The organism is Dapis hubbardiae BLCC-M172, from assembly GCF_050016015.1.
Classification (GTDB): domain Bacteria; phylum Cyanobacteriota; class Cyanobacteriia; order Cyanobacteriales; family Microcoleaceae; genus Trichodesmium.
The window spans coordinates 39,121-57,125 of record NZ_JBNHEQ010000243.1; the positions used below are offsets into that span (position 1 = coordinate 39,121).

General features: G+C 35.7%; 15 protein-coding genes and 1 pseudogene. 11 read left to right on the forward strand and 5 right to left on the reverse strand.

All coding sequences use genetic code 11. The features are described from left to right. Window positions 1-222: hypothetical protein (locus ACP6PK_RS22375; RefSeq protein WP_426562795.1), on the reverse strand; the 222-nt coding region annotated here is incomplete at its 3' end. A 125-nt stretch (window positions 223-347) separates the two neighbouring features. Between ACP6PK_RS22375 and ACP6PK_RS22380 the strand changes: the two genes are divergently transcribed. The 3 genes from ACP6PK_RS22380 (at window position 348) to ACP6PK_RS22390 (ending at window position 2,948) form a co-directional block, all read left to right on the forward strand. Next, the gene (locus ACP6PK_RS22380) at window positions 348-959 is read left to right on the forward strand and encodes a hypothetical protein (protein WP_426562797.1); all 612 of its coding nucleotides are present in this window, start codon (window positions 348-350) and stop codon (window positions 957-959) included. Between the two features lie 134 nt (window positions 960-1,093). Continuing rightward, on the forward strand, window positions 1,094-2,107 hold the full coding sequence (locus tag ACP6PK_RS22385) for a hypothetical protein (protein ID WP_426562799.1): 1,014 nt from the start codon (window positions 1,094-1,096) through the stop codon (window positions 2,105-2,107). Window positions 2,108-2,663: 556 nt separating this feature from the next. Further along, on the forward strand, window positions 2,664-2,948 hold the full coding sequence (locus ACP6PK_RS22390) for a c-type cytochrome (RefSeq protein ID WP_426562801.1): 285 nt from the start codon (window positions 2,664-2,666) through the stop codon (window positions 2,946-2,948). 822 nt (window positions 2,949-3,770) lie between these two features. Here the strand turns inward: ACP6PK_RS22390 and ACP6PK_RS22395 are convergent. After that, window positions 3,771-4,271: pseudogene (locus tag ACP6PK_RS22395) on the reverse strand (IS200/IS605 family accessory protein TnpB-related protein); the annotation flags it as partial. Window positions 4,272-4,316: 45 nt separating this feature from the next. Then, window positions 4,317-4,886: an RNA-guided endonuclease InsQ/TnpB family protein gene (locus ACP6PK_RS22400; protein ID WP_426562803.1), complete on the reverse strand. Its 570-nt coding sequence runs from the start codon at window positions 4,884-4,886 to the stop codon at window positions 4,317-4,319. 522 nt (window positions 4,887-5,408) lie between these two features. Here ACP6PK_RS22400 and ACP6PK_RS22405 point away from each other — a divergent pair. The 4 genes from ACP6PK_RS22405 to ACP6PK_RS22420 all read left to right on the forward strand — a co-directional run bounded on the left by ACP6PK_RS22405 (window position 5,409) and on the right by ACP6PK_RS22420 (window position 9,645). Further along, window positions 5,409-5,996 (forward strand): hypothetical protein, encoded by a 588-nt coding sequence (locus ACP6PK_RS22405; protein WP_426562805.1) that lies wholly within the window; start codon window positions 5,409-5,411, stop codon window positions 5,994-5,996. Window positions 5,997-6,522: 526 nt separating this feature from the next. Next, window positions 6,523-7,506 carry a CobW family GTP-binding protein gene (locus ACP6PK_RS22410; protein WP_426562807.1) on the forward strand — a complete coding sequence of 328 codons (984 nt, stop codon included), beginning with the start codon at window positions 6,523-6,525 and terminating at the stop codon, window positions 7,504-7,506. A gap of 125 nt (window positions 7,507-7,631) precedes the next feature. Beyond that, window positions 7,632-8,270: a GTP cyclohydrolase I FolE gene (gene folE / locus ACP6PK_RS22415; protein ID WP_426562809.1), complete on the forward strand. Its 639-nt coding sequence runs from the start codon at window positions 7,632-7,634 to the stop codon at window positions 8,268-8,270. A 730-nt stretch (window positions 8,271-9,000) separates the two neighbouring features. Continuing rightward, the gene (locus tag ACP6PK_RS22420) at window positions 9,001-9,645 is read left to right on the forward strand and encodes a hypothetical protein (protein WP_426562811.1); all 645 of its coding nucleotides are present in this window, start codon (window positions 9,001-9,003) and stop codon (window positions 9,643-9,645) included. A 286-nt stretch (window positions 9,646-9,931) separates the two neighbouring features. Here ACP6PK_RS22420 and ACP6PK_RS22425 read toward each other — a convergent pair whose 3' ends face one another. After that, window positions 9,932-11,080: a glycosyltransferase family 4 protein gene (locus tag ACP6PK_RS22425; protein WP_426562813.1), complete on the reverse strand. Its 1,149-nt coding sequence runs from the start codon at window positions 11,078-11,080 to the stop codon at window positions 9,932-9,934. A gap of 812 nt (window positions 11,081-11,892) precedes the next feature. Next, entirely contained in the window at window positions 11,893-12,459 is a 567-nt protein-coding gene (locus tag ACP6PK_RS22430; protein WP_426562815.1) for a hypothetical protein, read from the reverse strand. 1,080 nt (window positions 12,460-13,539) lie between these two features. On the opposite strand from ACP6PK_RS22430, the gene ACP6PK_RS22435 reads away from it, so the two are divergent. From ACP6PK_RS22435 to ACP6PK_RS22450, 4 genes are all read left to right on the forward strand, one after another. Then, window positions 13,540-14,733: an FAD/NAD(P)-binding protein gene (locus tag ACP6PK_RS22435; RefSeq protein ID WP_426562817.1), complete on the forward strand. Its 1,194-nt coding sequence runs from the start codon at window positions 13,540-13,542 to the stop codon at window positions 14,731-14,733. Between the two features lie 231 nt (window positions 14,734-14,964). Continuing rightward, entirely contained in the window at window positions 14,965-15,732 is a 768-nt protein-coding gene (locus tag ACP6PK_RS22440; protein ID WP_426562819.1) for a GTP-binding protein, read from the forward strand. A 451-nt stretch (window positions 15,733-16,183) separates the two neighbouring features. Further along, on the forward strand, window positions 16,184-16,999 hold the full coding sequence (locus tag ACP6PK_RS22445) for a metallophosphoesterase family protein (RefSeq protein ID WP_426562821.1): 816 nt from the start codon (window positions 16,184-16,186) through the stop codon (window positions 16,997-16,999). 207 nt (window positions 17,000-17,206) lie between these two features. Further along, window positions 17,207-17,929 carry a metallophosphoesterase family protein gene (locus ACP6PK_RS22450; protein ID WP_426562823.1) on the forward strand — a complete coding sequence of 241 codons (723 nt, stop codon included), beginning with the start codon at window positions 17,207-17,209 and terminating at the stop codon, window positions 17,927-17,929. Window positions 17,930-18,005: the final 76 nt, after the last annotated feature.

Sequence of the window (18,005 nt, forward strand, 5' to 3'; positions counted from 1 at the left end):
TATCGCCCCCCGACCCCAAAACCAACAAAAAGACCATGACCAACACAACAACCATTGCTTACCCAACAATATACCTGGGCTTTCTGGCATTCGCCCTCTACCGATACCAATTATGTCAGAGGCGTTGGCGCAGCAAATGCGGTAGCTATATCGCCCCCCGACCCCAAAACCAACAAAAAGACCATGACCAACACAACAACCATCGCCCAAACCTACATTCAAAGACTAGCAACCCTAGACGACGTACTCATATTCGCACCCCTGTGAAAAGCACTCGTCATGCTTCGCACCAGCAAAAATGCTACTAAAACAACTACCTTTAAACTAGACTTTTTACTAATTTATCGATGTCTTACAGCCAATTTACAATCGAACAAATAAAATCAGAATTTGGCATCTTACTCTCAGAAAAAAACGGCATATTTGCTAAAATTCCTGAATCACAATACAGCCAATTTTTATCGGAAACTCTGGATTATAATATTCCATTAGCTCTGTCAATTAATTCAGAAAAATCTCGGTCTGAACTGATAGTTATGCCAATCCTAATTGAACTAAAAAAACAATTATCAAATCAAATAAGTCTATTTTCTGGCAAGGAATTTACTGTCGATTCTCAGAGAGGTTTAAATGGATTTTGTGACTTTATGATTAGTAAATCACCCGAACAGTTAATTATAGAAGCTCCGGTTGTTACTTTAGTGGAGGCAAAAAATGATAATATAGAAACAGGTTTGGGTCAATGTATGGCAGAAATGATTGCTGCTCAGTTATTTAATCAGCAAAAAGGAAATGAAGTTAAAAAAAATTCTGGAGTTATTACCACGGGTAGTCTCTGGAAATTTATGGAGCTAGAAGGTCAAACTATTACTATTGATCTAAATGAATATTTTTTAGGGAATTTAGGTCAGATTATTGGGATTCTGAAAAGCTTTCTTGAAATGGAAGATTCAACATAAATTTCTGATTATTTTCAGGTATTTACCAAATAGAGGGCGAATGCCATTCGCCCCTACAAATAATAAACTTTTGGTCTTATTTTTTCATAGCTAAAGATTCAACAAATTATTAACAAAATATCAACTAAATAACCATGAATTATACCCACAGATTAGCAACTCCAGAAGATAGTCAAGCAATAGCACCTTTATGGGCAGGATTTGCCACCGAACGGGCTAATATTGACCCATCAATGAAAATTAAACCCAATTTTGATTATGAAAAATATGTCAGTTACCAACTCAATAAACCTCTATCATATTGTTATATTTTAGAAACTCAAACAAACAATAAAACTCAAATAGTTGGCTGTATATTTATCTATTTCTACGATGAAGCACCACCTCCGACTTTACCAGCAGAATTTTTAGAAGAACACGAACTAGAAAATCCCTTTTTACCTCGGCGTATCGGTTCAGTTTTAGGAATGTACGTTCAACCAGAACATCGTCAACCAGAAAATATTCAACTCTTAGCAAATACGGCAATTCAAAAAGCCCAAGAAATGGAAGTAAGTGATATTGACTTATTAATTGCTGCCGACCAAAAAGGTATACAAGCATTATTAAAACGTTCTGGTTTTACACCTACAGCAGTTCAATTTAGCAAACATTATGAAATTTCACCTAATACTAATTCACCTAATTTACACCCACCCCATCCAGAATTAGATGTACCCGAACCACCATTACCAGGTGCTATTCCTTTAAGAGACCCCAAAACTAATGAACTGGTTTATAATAATCAAGATAAACCTGTATTTATTTATCCAATTACTGATAATAACGGGGAATTAATTAAAACATCAAAAGGTCTACCTATTTATCCTACTCCCTTGCGAGACCCACAAACTCAAGATTGGGTATTTGATGCTAATGGAGAGTTAGTAGTAAGTCCAATTTTTAAGGATGATAAAGGTGAAATATTTGAGCATAAAGGTATGGTTCAATTTCATCCTCCCAGTTATAAAATGCAGGGTGGAAAGTTGGTCTTAGAAAAAGATGATGCTGGTAATTATCTCTTTCTTGATGTAGAACGAGATAGTCAAGGTAATATTGTTTTATCTCCAGAAGGTCTACCTATTTTTCAGCAAAATTCTCTTAGTTAAAAAAAATTGATGTTGGGTGTTAGGGTAAATTTGCAGTCTTCTTGGATGGAGGTTTGATATTCATTATACCTCTCCCCTATTCAAAAGTTCCCTTGATATTTTCTCACAGACTATTCTCCAACACCTCACCATCAGCACCTGTATCTTTAGCTAAACAAGCTAAACAACAGATTGGCTAATGTTGTAGAGTAATTAATTACTGCGTAAGGATTCAAAAGTCAGCTATTAGTCATAGCTTGATTAACTTATTGTTAGCTATAACTTGAATTAGTTTTGATAAAAAATTAAAAGTAATTATAAGAAGCTAAGTTGCTAATCTTAGCAGTTATTGCCATAATACCTGAGAGCTGACTAGCTAATAACTGAATGCTTACCATTAACCAGCTTTTTTATCTTTCTATGAATCAAGATTTTTACAGATTCAAAAAACATTTTCTAGAAACCTGAGAAAGTCTTAGATATTTCACGATACTGACATCTGCTCATTAAATTTACAAAGGAAAAAATGAAAAAAATAATTACAGTTTGCTTATTGATATTTATATCAATCAATATTATGAAAATGCCCACTGCATTAGGAGTGGAAACAACAAAAGGTGGAGAACTTTTTCAGATTCATTGTGCAGGTTGTCATGCTAATGGAGGCAATATTGTTAGAAGGTGGAAAAACTTAAAAATAAGGACTTTGAAAAAAAATAAATTAGATTCTGTCGAGGCGATCGCTTCTCTAGTTAAAAATGGTAAAAATAATATGTCGTCTTATCAAGACCGTTTAACTCCAGCAGAAATTGAAACTGTATCAGCTTATGTATTGCAGCAAGCAGAAAATGGTTGGCATTGAAGTAGCAGTCAGCGGTCAGCAGTCAGCTATTAGCTTTTCACTGTGTATAATATCATGTCCGGTTGAATAGTTATAAATAAATGAGGGAGGAGTCAGGAGTCAGGAGTCAGGAGTCAGGAGGGAAGAGAGGAGAAAGAAAGTATAAAAAGAAGAAAGTTTTTTTGATCACGCTCTTATCCGGACATGATATAATACGAATTACTAAAAGTAATGCTATACTTAGCTAACACTTCAGTTATTAAGTAGTTAACACCGATATTTTAATATTTTTGCTAATTTTAGCACTTGTTAATGTTAATTATTCTTATCTTTACTTCTCTGTAGGGACGCCCTTATGCAACGTCCCTACCACTCCCCTACTCCCCTGCTTAATCAAATGTAGAAAACTTTTTGAGAAATGGTATAATGGGGGCTTCTCTTGAGTATCCTCTCCGCGTCTTATAACCCCCACGCAAAGCGCACCACTAATTTTTCAAGCTCTTGTGGGGGACTTAAACCGTCTGATTTTAGCGCTCCTGCTAAATGCTGTTTGCTCCGCATGACCTAAGGAAAAGCTAATAGCTAGTTAATAGAAATAGACAGAAAAACTTTTGTAAATATTTAGCTAGCTTGCATTCACCAATCAGATTCCTAGAATAAGTGTTTTGACACTCCACGGACTAAAGTCGCGTGGATTCTTAAGCGGAATAAATTTGACGGACTTTCCTCACGTCAAATTTTACCCTTAATGGCATGGCCAAAGATGCCTAAGCGTCTGTCCGGGGTAAACCCCCATAAGGTTGCTTTTAACTCCAATGTTCGATGCACCGTTAGTATCGGCATTTATAAATTTCCCTTCTCTAGTCTTGTACAAACCACGTTGTCTTGATGCAGTCGCTCATGGGGGAAACCCCCTTTGGCGGCGCTGCATCGCTTAACTCGTTTACCGCTGAAACTATATTCGGTTGGATTATCAGCATTATATACAGGGATTAAATCACCATCTATAAAGCTAGCTTTAGAAGTATAGGATTCTTCCTGTTCAGTGTAAGTTAACCCGTATCTATCACACATAGATTTTAGCTTTAGTCTCAAACTGTGGTGCGGTATTTGTACAAACTTTTGGTTAGTTTTTTTGCCTAAATTGATATTTTGTTTCATGCCAGGATTAACACCTACAACTAGAGTGGATATTTGATTTTTACGACACCAGTTGATTAAGTATCTAGCAGCCTTATTTAGGTAATCTCTAACTTTATTATTCCGATTTACAGTGATACTAATTTGTTTTTTTGTCAAACCTTTAATACCCTGCTTATCTTTTATGGATTGCAATCTAGAATTTTCGCGTGTTGTACCACTGGTTAATTGATTTGAGTTTTCTACCGTCTAAAATAAACGATGACCCAGTGTTTGATACACAAGCTGCGTTGCATGCAACGCAGCTAAATTGTTTAAACCTAAGTCTATTGCTACTGCATTATCTGTTTTTACTACTGGCTCTGCCTCCGACTCAGTAATAAATTCTACTTCAAAAAACTGGGCATCAAATCTAGGGATTATTCTAACTTCCTTAAGATTCTTATCTGCTAATCTCTCAGGAAAAGGGATTTTTACTGCACCATATTCAGCCTTAAATTTCCTAGACATTGGAATATTGAAATATCCATCTTTTACCTTGATTCGAGGTATTATTAAAGGAAAGTATCCCTCTTTTTTGAGATATCTAGGCATTCGTATTTGTTCAAACCGATAGAGACTTTCTTTGGCCTTCTGAATTAAGTTAAAAAATGACTTAAAAGACCTGTCTACCACTTTCAAAGTCTGTTGTGCAATATCAGTTTGAAGTAGCTGATAATTTTCATTTTCTTTGCAGTAATGATAGTTGGATTCATACCTTAGATATCCGCCCTCAGAAAAATAGAATTGTCGCACAGAATACAAGCCGACATTGTACATATTTTTAGATAATCTGCACAAAGTTTTTAACGCTTTAAATTCGGTGCTAGACAAATTTCTAATTTTGTTCTTTTGAGTTAGGTACATACAATAGTTTTCGCTGTATAATGTATATATTAGCGAAGTATACTTGAATTGTCAACATGACTACGGGTTAAAACCCGTCGATTCCCTTCCATCCCGCCGTTTAAACTGGCGGGTTTCCCACATACCGATTTTTTTTGATGATTTTGCTTATTAAAATATTACTTTAGCAAAGTATTTTTATTTTTATTTTTGTCGAGAATAGGTCTTGATTTTAGTGGAACGATTGCTACTCAGGAAGAGGTGTGCTAAAACTTTCACTAGAAAGCTATAGGATAACTTACCTGAAAATGGTAGAAATTACTATTGATGAATTACCTCAAAGTTTACAGACTCTATTATTTATAGAATCGAACCCACAAAAACTACACTAACTTTCTTCTATGAAGGAAAACCATTAGCAATCATTAATAGTTATGAAATATTGGAAGGAAAAAAATGATTCGTTTAATATCTTTAATATTTTTGATTTTTTTATGTTCTAGTTTAGCTTTATCGGAACCAGTTTCAATTCCTAATGAATCAGATGTTTTATTTTCGACTGGTTTATGGCCAGGAGAAGGTATCCCACGTTTTAAATCAAAAATGAATCTCCAACCATTAGTGAAACCAAAATTAGACTCTCCGCCTGTACAAGGACTGGAAGTAAAAAAGGGAACTATCCTTAATTTCACTGAAACTCTATACCAAACCATCGAATCAGATATTGTCATTATCGAAGAAACTCAAAAATTGAAAGTAACTAATTATGGAAATATCAAATACCTTTCGAGGGATGCTTATTATTCATCAGGAAAGCAGATCTACCTAACTCTTGAAAAAGGAGAGCAAATTAATGTATTACAAAACCGAGCGGAAGGTGATACGTTCTTTGAATACCAAGGTAATATTTATGCCGGTTGGTGTCAACCATGTTACGGTGCTTCCTATAAAACAGCCTGGTGGGTAAAGGTTACTATATTATCAAAGAGTGGTTGGGTACTAATTAATGAAAACACAGTGGAATTTTTAAAACGTCTATACTAATTTTCCCCTATGATATCAAGTCCAGTAATATTGGCATAAAAAAGCAGACAAACTGGGTTTGTATCAAATGTCCTACAACACTAACATTGATGGAAAAATCGTGGTATAATACCAATTCAATAAAATAATGTTACAAATGAGTACCAAAAAATCCTTGTTTGGTATAGATTTTTCCATGACAGCCATTTTTTGAATTTGTATTAGAAATACTACAGTAGAAATCTTCCTACAAGGATTTTTGTTCCATTGACTAGATGTATAATTTTGATTATGATAATAATTATGATAACCATCCCAAGAAGTAAAATGGTCATTAATCAAGTAAATCAGGTTACAGAATCCCTTGAGTTAACTATAAATAGTAATTTTCCAGCCAGTCAGTAACTAACTTTAACAAGGAACATCAACTATCATTATGACTGTTTTCTTGTTAATGACAAAGCAACCTTATATTACTCAATCAATCATATTCCTCAAAGTCAACAAGATTTAAGAGTAGCTCTCTTCGTCAATGAATTTAACGATAATGGATAATTCACTACAATTAGATATTCCTAAAAGAGGGATGCCAGTAACAATAGTAACTGGATTTCTAGGCAGTGGTAAAACAACCCTGATCAATCAAATTTTGTATAATAAGCAGAATTTAAAAGTTGCAATATTAGTTAATGAATTTGGGGATATTAATATAGATAGCCAGTTATTAATAGATCTTAATGACAATATGGTAGAACTTAGCAATGGTTGTATTTGTTGTACTGTAAATGATGGATTAGTAGATGCAGTTTACCAAATTTTAGAAAGTGATAAAAAAATTGATTATTTAATTATAGAAACTACTGGTTTAGCAGATCCTTTGCCAATTATATTAACTTTTTTGGGTACAGATTTGAAAGATTTAACTTACTTAGATTCTGTATTAACTTTAGTGGATTGTGAAAATTTTACACCAGACCATTTTGATAGTGAAGCAGCTTTGAAACAGATTGCTTATGGGGATATTATTTTACTAAATAAAACAGATTTAGTTTGCCAAGATCAAGTAGATTATTTAGAGTCTTATATTAAAACTGTAAATAATGGAGCTAAGATTTTGAGAAGTGAGTACAGCAAGGTCCAATTATACTTAATTCTAGATGTAAATCTATCTAAGCTTCAGCCTTATTTTCTAGAAGACAGCAATAATCAGGATGAATTACAAAAAATTTCTAAAAATCATCTAATAAATGATGGCTTTACATCTATTTCATTCCAAAGTAAAAGACCTTTTTCTGTAGTCAAATTTCAAGAGAATTTTTTAGAGGAATTACCAAAGAATATATTTAGAGCAAAAGGAATTCTTTGGTTTCAAGAAAGTGAATTAAAACATATATTTCAATTGAGCGGTAAACGCTATGATATGCAAGTAGAGGAATGGTCAACTACTCCGACAAATCAGTTAGTATTGATTGGCCGAAATTTGAATCCATTAATGATTCAACAAGGCTTAACAAATTGTCTCACTATGTGATAAATTAATATTGGGGATTATCGGAGAAATTACAGATAATAATCCTCTTAATAAAGAGGAACTTTATGTGGTAAAATATCTCCTAAAATTGCCCGATAAAATCTTAAGCTTAAAGCCTTTTAACTATGACTTTACCAGTAATTCCAGAATTTGTTTCTACCGATGACTTGAAAACAGAATCTCAGCCTCCTGTTACAGAAGCTGAAATGATTCAAGCAGTAAGAACCTTATTAATAGGATTAGGAGAAAATCCAGATAGAGAAGGATTATTAGATACTCCTAAACGAGTGGTAAAAGCACTAAAATATCTCACTTCAGGTTATCATCAATCTCTAGATGAATTACTGAATGGAGCTGTTTTTAATGAAGATGCCTCTGAAATGGTTTTAGTTCGAGATATCGATCTATTTAGCTCTTGTGAGCATCATATTTTGCCTATTATTGGCCGCGCTCATGTAGCATATATTCCTGATGGAAAAGTAATTGGACTATCAAAAATTGCTCGAATTTGTGAAATGTATGCCCGACGTTTACAAGTACAAGAACGTCTCACAGCACAAATAGGTGATGCACTTCAAGGATTACTTAAACCTCTAGGTGTTGCTGTAGTTATTGAAGCAACTCATATGTGTATGGTTATGCGTGGAGTAGAAAAACCAGGTTCTTGGACAACTACTAGCGCTATGCGTGGTGTTTTTGCTGATGACGTGAAAACTCGTCAAGAGTTTATGAATTTAATTATGCATCGCCCTAGTTTTCATTAGATTTTTTGGCGTTGGTGATTTTGGCTATGATTTTTCTGAAATGGCGATTTCCTAACTCCTAATTAAAAAGCATTTTATATTTTACGCTCTTTAGATTTCATAGCTTGATTCACCAACGCCGTTTTTTTAAGTTAAGCGACAATAACTAAAAGTCGGTTGGCATTAAAATTCCTGATGATGCTAAGACAAAAGACACTAATAGACATATCCAAAAAATAAACTTGCCCTTTATTTAGTATCAGTAAGAGAAGTAAAAGTTACTCAAAAAATTATTTTCCTTGCTTTTTCGGTAAAAATCTCTTCCCTGTTCCTTGTTCCCTACTTTTACAAAAAGTCTATATTTTTTTCGGATATGTCTAATACTGAAATCAGATAAATTATTATAAGCTTTTATTATACACCACTATCTACTTTTCTTAGACCTTTACCAAATCTTTATATATTTAACAGGACTTACGCAGTACCTCTATATATAGAGTATAAATTGGTCATTATTCAAGAGATAGACACTATCATTAGTGCCGTTGCGTAAATCCTGTTTAATCTAATCGGGACTTATGCAAGCCATCTGTAAATAGTATTTTTTGTAGTAGCAATTGATGAATTGCCCCTACAGGTAGCGTATGTGCGTAAGTCCTGATAATCTCTAGCTATCTTCATCGAATCTTCAGATATAACTATCTATCCTTACGTTATGATACGGTTGTTGATCAATTAGGAGAAAACAGCAATGATAAAGTTAAAGGATCTAATAGCTTCAACAGTATTAGGTGCTGGTTTGTTTTTGATTAATCTAGCTCCAGCACAAGCCATAATTTTTAACTGGAGCTTTAGTAATAATGTTGGTGGAATAGATGGAACAGTTTCAGGAACATTAGAATTATCAGAAAGTAATGGAGATGGAGTTGCAGCAACATCAGTTATCCTGAAATCTACAACAAATCCAGTATTTGATGATTTAGTTGGATTTGATTTTTCTACAGTTCCAAACTTCCAGAATCAATTTAATGTGACAGGAGGAGAGATTACAGCAGCACTTTTTGGAACTGATTTCTTTAGTAATACAACTAATTTTAATCTAGAATTCAACTCAGAGGTATTTGGAGATCCAGATAGTCAAAATTTAGGTTTACTCACAATAGCTGGAAACCCACTACCCACTTCTATTGGTGGTGATGGAATTTGTCCTGAAAATTGTTTACAAACAGCTCCACTTTTTGGAGACAATACAGGAGAAACTGAGTTTGCTCCTACTTTTAATGCTGTACCTGAAACTTCACCTAATGCTGTACCTGAAACTTCACCTACTGCAGGGTTATTAGTTGTATTGGGATTAATTGGAGTCAGCCAACTTCGTAAAACAATTCGTAATTAGTTTGGATAAAAACTTTTACCGAAAAATTGTGGTTTAAACCCTCCCCTTTTAAGGGGATAATAAATAAAAATTTTCATGATTAGTCAATCCTCTTCTTTTCTTCGGTAATAATTAATAGTTAATAATTAATTATTAATTGTTGAAAAACATTCTGTGCCAATCAAGCACAGATGAAAAAAAATTCAAAAATGAATAAAGATACTGGTTTTGCCAGTATCTTTATTCACTATTTTATAAACTGAAATAATGACAATTGACCACTACCCATAATTTTACCCAATTGGCATTAAATCAAACTACTTAACTTTAGATTCCTTTCTCGTAAAACCTCATCATAAAGCATTTCCAATTGAGTAATATTTCGACTCAGAGTATAACGTTCCAAAACCCTTTGCCGAGCTTTTTGCCCCAAAAGAATACTTAACTCAGGATGATCCCTAAACACAGGCAATAAAGTTTGTAATTGGGTAGTAACATTATGAGTATTTAAAATTATACCAGCTCCTTTCTCCAACACCTCACCATCAGCACCCGCATCTGTAGCTACACAAGCTAAACCACAAGACATTGCCTCCAATAAAGCCAAAGACAAACCCTCCACCAAAGAAGGTAAAATAAATACATCAGCACCACGCAAAATTTCTATCCGTCGTTGCTCATCACTCACATACCCAAACCAACTAACTCCCTGAACATCGCCATAAAACATTTCCAGAGAAGCAGCTAATGGCCCATCCCCAACGATCGCTAAACAACTATCATTACCCATATCCGAATGTTTCCAAGCTTTGAGCAGAGACTCAACATTTTTCTCTGTGGAAATACGACCCAAATATAGAAACACACGGCTAGCATTTAACTCAGTCTTCAAACTAGAGACACCAGGAGAATACTTATCTGCATCTACTCCATTAGGAATAACTGCCACTTTTTTTTCAGGGACCCCCAATTTAATAAATAAATCTTTTTGTATTTCTGAAAAAATAATTACTCGGTCATAATTTGCTAGAAAAGGAGCATAGAGTTGATAGGCTAAAAATTGGGTTCCAGATTTAATATTCCGTGGTTTACTATCAAACTGGGCATGAAAAGTTGCTACTAAAGGAATATTTAACTCCTCACAAATTTCAGGTAATAAAAAATCTAGAGGAGATAGGGTAAGAGATGCGTGGACAATATCAGGCTTAAGTTTCTGTAGAGCCTGACTTAAGACTTTACTAGATTTAAGACTAGGTATGGTGTAACCCTGAGATTTATATATACAAGGTAGAGACACTTCCTGAAACTTTGGCCATTTGTCAGGTTCAGTATCTTCAGTTGCAAAGTGAAGGAAGCTAACCTGATAACCTCTATCCAATAGAGCATTGGTTATTTCTCTGGAGTAAGTGACGTTGCCACAAAAAGGATATTTTTTTCCAAGCCAAGCAATATGCATTCAGATGAACGGGCAGATATTATTATTGAGCGATTTTATCGTAAACAGACAAAAAACGTCTCAGTCTGTAAATAATACCATCTGCCATCTAAAAAGTTAGATTCAGTCTAGCTATTAGTCAGAAGTTGTAGGGGCGAATGGCCATTTGCTACCCACAACTTTCCTATTGGAATGCTCCGCATTCATGTCGGCTCAAGCGCCGAAACGTTTTACCGAAATATTGTGGTTTAAAGCCTCCCCTTGGATAGGGGATAATAAATAAAAATTTTCCTGTTCGTCAATCCTCTTCTTTTCAAGGAGAGGTAATTCGCGCATTCTTAATTCGCGCATTCTTAATTCTTGAAATGTTCCGTAGGAAAACGCCCCTACAAGATGTATGGAACTTCAGAATTTTTTTGGGTCAACTTTCATTATTTCAGCGATCGCCACTGTGAAAAGTTTTAATTATCAATCTGAACTTCTAGTTTTAAATTTTTCAATTTTGTCATCAATCTCTGACAAAAAATGGCAAAAATTCCCTGAAATATTAAACGGAATTTCAATACTTTCCGCGTTTTCCATGATAATATGAATATAGTATAATCTAAGGCTTTTTCTGTTTAAAAAAGATTTTATAGCCTGAAATGCTTATTATTTCGTTGTTTAGACAAGCGATCGCCTCTTATGGATTTAAGGATGACGAACTAATTTTTCTAAGTTATCCATCTACTGATTTGACGTATTTGCAATTATATGATAAAATAAAATATTACTTACATTATCTGTAAATCTGGGCGGGATAACCATCCATCGACAGTTATCACCGATAGCTCTTATTTCGCTTGATACGGCAGAGATGAATGGTGCAGATTGATTTTCAGATCGCCGTTTTCATCGCGAACATAACCAAAAGAGTATTCTACCTTGATCTCGCTACCGTCTGTTTTGGTGAAAAAATACTCACCCATCGAGGTGGCTGTATTGCACTGGGTAATAATTCCTTCATTCTCAAAGCGCACTTTGTTATAGGGCGCAAGAGCAAAACCTTTATCTTCGCTGATGCTGCCGCCGACAAAATAAGACAAAGCCTCTTTCTCTGTCCCTCTGAACGGATCATCGCTGGCCAGTGTAGGTTTGAACAAAACCGTACCAAGATCATAAGCATAAAGCCTGTCAAGAGTGCTTTGTGCTTCTGCTTCTGGGTTTTCTGCCTTGCCAATGGCGACAATGGCTTGGCCCCAGCTTTGCTGTGCAGCTAAAACATCGCTTTCTGTGACAGGATTTTCGCATGGCGCAGCCTGTGTCTGTTTCGTTTCCGGAGATTGAGGGTTCGTGCAACTAGCTATTATGGGTACTGTGGATAGGATTAAAAGTCCAAATAAATATGGTTTCATGGTCATCTTTTTCTTTTATAGGGCTAGGCGTAAATAGGTTAACCTATTTCTACCTAAAGGATTATAGATAATTTTCTTGAGAAAGTTGCTGAAATTGTTCATCATTTCTGGATAATTGGCCAAGGAAATAGATATAGCGCTACTTGAATCGGGAATAGGGAATAGGGAATAGGGAATAGTAAACTGTCAAAGGGTTTTTCCTGCGGAACGCTCCGCGTTTTCCTACGGAATGCTACGCAAACATGTTGCGAAGCAAAACAGGATTTAGAAATGTCCTAACCAATTAACCTAGTGCTATATTATTGAAAAATTATGGGCGTTGGTGATTTTGGCTATGATTTTTCCAAGCCTAGAAACCGGGTTTGTATTATACCAAGCGTGAAAAAAGAATGTTACGAATAGTAAGAGCGATAAAAAGACTTTATAGGAGATGTCTCTTGGACAAAAAATATGATTTATGACCTAAAAAACTATATTAAAGCCATTCCCATGCGACTCCGTACGGACGCCCTTATGCAACGTCCCTACCTCCTGACTCCTAAAAAGTACCCTAGCTATTTGTAGCAAAAATTTATTAAACTGGTATTAGATGGCTTACCATACAGACATCTGTCTCCAACAAACCCCGTTTCTTATAAAATTTTATAGTTCAATTCACCAATTCCCAATTATGTTATGGGCAGAGTAGTACCGATACTGTGCCCTTGTAGAACCCATTTGGGATCTATTTAAAAGTGGATGGGGAGATGGGGAGATGGGGAGTGGGGGGAGATGGGGCGTATTAGATATCTCCCACTCATCCAATCATCCAATCAATTCTTACCCATTTTTTATCAATTGCTTCTCCTGATGACCTATTTTCTGGAGATACCAAATGGGTTCTATGTACTGAGTATTCGCTGTGAACATTTATCTATACATTTGAGACAAGATGTATTTAAAAGCCTGTAATCTACATATCAAAAGGCTTGCAGCCTATTTGTGGTTAATGTGAAGTTCAAAATCTTGTTTGCGAGCCGTTACAGCTATAATATATTATAAAAACGATAATGATTATCATTCCTATAATTATTGTTCTTTAATTCCATGCCCTTACCAATACAAACCAATATTGCTATCGTAGGTGCGGGACCCCATTCCCTAACTTTAGTAACTCATCTGTTGCAAAAACGAGAAAAGTATCGCCATAAAATAATAGCATTTGACCCCAGTGGGACTTGGATGAGTCAATGGCGACAGCAGTTTGCAGCCCAAGAAATACCCCACTTGCGATCGCCCGCCGTTCACCACCCAGATCCAGATCCCTATTCCCTGCGTCGGTTTGCTGAACATCGCCCAAACGAACTATTCCCTCCCTACGACCTACCTGGAACAAAACTATTTCAAGAATTTTCCCAAGATGTAGTTAGTCGCTGGCAGTTAGAAGACAAAGTATACAAAGCATCAGTGACAAACATTGCTCCCATAACTTACCGAGGGAACCCTCAGTTTCGAGTCGAACTAGATGATGGCAACTCAACCATAGCTCGTCAAGTAGTCGTAGCTAATGGTGGGGGAAAACCGCAACTTCCAGAATGGGCGAAAAAAATTTCCACCCCCTATCCAAGCGAAAGCCTTTATCACTCCCACAAAGTAGACTTGCAAAGTTTGCGACTCAAAGGGGAAAAAGTGCTAATTATCGGTGGGGGTTTAACTAGCGGTCACTTAGCATTGGGAGCCTTAAAACGAGGCGCAAACGTAGCCTTGATGCTAAGACGTAAGCTCAAAGAGAAACTATTTGATGCGGAACCCGGTTGGTTAGGACCAAAATATTTAAAAGGTTTTAGCGCTGAAACTGACTGGCAAAAACGATGGCAGTTAATTCAACAAGCACGAGATGGCGGTTCCATGACACCAGCTGTGATGACTCAGTTGCGCCGTTACCAACACCAAGACGAGTTATCTATTTTTGAGGAATGTCAGGTAGTTAGTGCTGAGTTTGTTAGCGATCGCTGGCAACTAAAATGTGATGATGGAATGAGGTGGGAGGGCGATCGTATCTGGTTAGCAACAGGTACAAAACTTGATGTCACACAACAACCTATCTTGAAAGAAGTCTTGCATACCCACCCACTGGAAATAGTCAATGGGTTGCCAGTATTAGATGAATATTTGTGCTGGTCTGGTTGTAAACTATTTATTATGGGTGGGCTAGCTGCTTTGCAAGTAGGACCTGTCGCCAGAAACCTATCGGGGGCAAGGATGGCAAGTCGCCGTATTCTATCAGGATTGAAAAGTTGAACTATACCAATTTGATCAATGTTTGCTACAAATATCTAGGGGAATTTTTAGGAGTCAGGAGGTAGGGACGTTGCATAAGGGCGTCCGTACGGAGTCGCATGGGAATGGCTTTAATACCATTTGTTAGGTCATAAATCATCTTTTTTGTCAAAAAGACATCTGTGATAAAATCTTTTTATCGCCCTTACTATTCGTAAGATTCTTTTTTTTAAATGGTATTATGGAAGAAAAATGTCAAAACCTATAATTACTGTAGTAGCGGGTCCACCAGGAGTCGGCAAAACAAATTTTATTCGGGAACAAATCCCCAAAGATAGTCCTGCTGTTTATTTCAGCCCTGGTACTGGGAATGTTCCCATTGACCACACTTGCCTTGCTACGGATTTTCCCAATCTAAAAATTATTACTGATGCTCAACAGTCAGAACTCTTAGAATATCTTGCTAATGGTACAGTTGCTTTCATCGAATTAGGATTTTATTTAGAGCTAGATGCAATGTCATCACTGCTTGATAACATTCCTAGCAGTCGTATTGCTATTATCCCACCGGGAACAGAAAATAGCGAATGGCATCAGTGGGCGAACCAAACTTTAGAAGGACTTGCTATTGAGAGTAATATTAATAACTGTCAATTTTGGCGATCGCCCACCAACGGTCAAATCATCGATCCGGCAAGTTTAGATGTTTTTTGGTATGATGAATTAACCGCTGGAGCTTATGGTCAAATCATGCGTGCTAAAGCAATTTTTGATATTGCTGACGGACGTGCTTTTTCCTTTAATTTTGTATTAGGAAAAGAGACTGAATATCAAGAATTAAATTTACCAAGATGGTTAAAAGGTAGACCAGAACGCTTTAGTGGAATTGAAGTTTTTGGTAATAACTTAAATCAAAAAGCTTTGGTAGAAACTTTACAAGATTGTTGTTTACCCGATGAAGCAATTTTAGCTTATCAACAACAAGTAAAAGAAACATTAGAAACAATGGATAATGGATAATGGATAATGGATAATTAATAATTGAATAATTCTGGTTTAAAGCCTCCCCTTTTAAAGGGAAAAAAAGAAATAATATTACCTTCTATTCAATCAATATAGCAGTTTTCAGTAGGCGTGAGGTACATCGAACGATCCCCCTAAATCCCCCTTATAAAGGGGGACTTCCACTTTCCCCCTTCTCAAGGGGGGTTAGGGGGGATCGAAAGAACTGTACCTCACTAGATTGGGAAATGCTATAACGGTTTTAACCAGAGGTAATTATCCATTATACCAATTTGAAAAAAGAATGTTACAAATAGTTCCAAACTTTGGATGTCGAATGATTTGCTTAAATTACTGAATAATCAAAGTTTTGAGCTATAAAATATTACTTTTGAATTTTGAATTTTGACTTTTGAATTCCGTGAAACGGTATTATCAATTATCAATTAATGAAAGAGGAAAAATTAGTATGAAAATCGCAGTTATGTCTTGCATTCATGGCAACTACGAAGCTTTAAATTCTGTATTAATGGATATAGAAAAACAGAAAGCAGAGAAAATTTTCTGTGTGGGAGATTTAGTCGGTTATGGTCCCCATCCTAACGCCGTTGTCGAGCAAATTCGCAGTTTAGATATTCCCACAGTTTTAGGTTGTTGGGATGAAGATATTGTGGAGGGATTAAATTCTTGTGAATGTAGTTATCCTTCTATATTAGCAGAGAAACGTGGCAAGTTAGCCCACGAATGGACTGATCGAGAAATTAATCCAGAAACGCGAGAATATTTAGCATCTTTACCTCATACTTTGAAAGAAGAAAATATGTGTTTTGTTCATGGTAGTCCTCATAGTAACCATGAATATTTATTGCCAGATTTAGATGGATTTTTAGCAGTTGAAAGAGTCTTAAGTAGTGGTGCTGATGTATTGTTTTGCGGTCATACTCATGTACCTTATGTTCGGACTCTTGATGCTGGTCAATTATTAGTTAAAGTTAGTAGTTTGGGGAGGGAAAATTTAGAGTCAAACAGTTGTATTGCTCCTCTGAAAAAAATTGTTAATGTTGGTTCTGTAGGAGAACCTCGTCATGGCAGACCGAATGCTACTTATGTTATTTATGACAATGAAACAGGAGAAGTAAATATTCGAGAGATTCCCTATGATTATCAACTTACTTGTGAAGCTATAGTTAATAAGGGGTTGCCAGAAATTTTTGCTTGGCGTTTGGCAAGAGGTTTAGAGTTTGCTGAAAAAGCTGATGACCCTACTCATATTTGTGAGAGATAAGTAATAATTAATAACTAATAATTAATAATTATAGCAATCTTAAATAGGTTGTACGATTTTATCGTAGGGGTTTGGTTTCCAAATCCCTTAGCACTTGGGTTTGGAGACCAAACCCCTACAGCTTTTTCTCACATCTCATTCCTGATTGCTATATCCATTATCAATTTAATCTCACTTTATCTAATCTAAAAAAAAGCAAAAAATTATATGAATTATTGGGCAATATTAAGCGGAATAGAAGGAAACATCACAGCTTATGAAGCGGTACTTGCTGATATTAAAAAACAGAAATATCCTGTAGAAGCTTTATATATTTTAGGAGATTTAGTCGGGCTAAATACAGATTGCAAAAAATTAGTAGAGCGAGTACGTTATCCCCAAAAAAACGAACTTATACCTCAAGTCTGTACGGGATGGTGGGAAGAACAATCTTTAATTTTACATGGATTAACTACCACAAATGAACCGACAGAATTAATAGCAGAATATGGTATGGATGCTGTGAAAATATTATGGGATAATGTGGATAGAGAAACAGTAGAATGGTTGAGAAATTTACCTTTTGGTTTTTCTGAGCTTGACTGTTTATTAATTCACGGTAGCACTTTGGGGGTAAGCGATAAATTGACTCCCGATACTCCACCCATACAAATGTTAGATAGATTAATGCGTTTTGGCGTTAATAATTTATTTTGTGGTCGCTCTGGTTTAGCTTTTCAATATCAGTTGGAAAATGGTTCGGTGAATAGTGGGGTGACAAAGTTGGGAGCTGAAGTGGGTGCTATTGAAACAACATCATCTACTCAAACTTTGACAACACTCCGTCAGGTTATAGGGGTAGGTAATGTGGGAAGTTTGCCCGGAAATGCTACCTATACTCTTTATAATCCTGGTACTAATGAAGTTAAATTTAGAACTGTAAACTATTGAAAATGGCTAGGTTATTTAGTGGAATAAAAGGTTAAATTTTTCACCATGCTATCAACTGTAGATAATACTAATTAGG

Coding starts and splice junctions, on each gene's coding strand:
- ACP6PK_RS22385 (WP_426562799.1), top strand. CDS start 1,094: ATGAATTATACCCACAGATTAGCAACTCCAGAAGATAGTCAAGCAATA.
- folE (WP_426562809.1), top strand. CDS start 7,632: ATGACTTTACCAGTAATTCCAGAATTTGTTTCTACCGATGACTTGAAA.
- ACP6PK_RS22435 (WP_426562817.1), top strand. CDS start 13,540: ATGCCCTTACCAATACAAACCAATATTGCTATCGTAGGTGCGGGACCC.
- ACP6PK_RS22400 (WP_426562803.1), bottom strand. CDS start 4,886: ATGTACAATGTCGGCTTGTATTCTGTGCGACAATTCTATTTTTCTGAG.
- ACP6PK_RS22440 (WP_426562819.1), top strand. CDS start 14,965: ATGTCAAAACCTATAATTACTGTAGTAGCGGGTCCACCAGGAGTCGGC.
- ACP6PK_RS22405 (WP_426562805.1), top strand. CDS start 5,409: ATGATTCGTTTAATATCTTTAATATTTTTGATTTTTTTATGTTCTAGT.
- ACP6PK_RS22450 (WP_426562823.1), top strand. CDS start 17,207: ATGAATTATTGGGCAATATTAAGCGGAATAGAAGGAAACATCACAGCT.
- ACP6PK_RS22380 (WP_426562797.1), top strand. CDS start 348: ATGTCTTACAGCCAATTTACAATCGAACAAATAAAATCAGAATTTGGC.
- ACP6PK_RS22390 (WP_426562801.1), top strand. CDS start 2,664: ATGAAAATGCCCACTGCATTAGGAGTGGAAACAACAAAAGGTGGAGAA.
- ACP6PK_RS22430 (WP_426562815.1), bottom strand. CDS start 12,459: ATGACCATGAAACCATATTTATTTGGACTTTTAATCCTATCCACAGTA.
- ACP6PK_RS22425 (WP_426562813.1), bottom strand. CDS start 11,080: ATGCATATTGCTTGGCTTGGAAAAAAATATCCTTTTTGTGGCAACGTC.
- ACP6PK_RS22420 (WP_426562811.1), top strand. CDS start 9,001: ATGATAAAGTTAAAGGATCTAATAGCTTCAACAGTATTAGGTGCTGGT.
- ACP6PK_RS22410 (WP_426562807.1), top strand. CDS start 6,523: ATGGATAATTCACTACAATTAGATATTCCTAAAAGAGGGATGCCAGTA.
- ACP6PK_RS22445 (WP_426562821.1), top strand. CDS start 16,184: ATGAAAATCGCAGTTATGTCTTGCATTCATGGCAACTACGAAGCTTTA.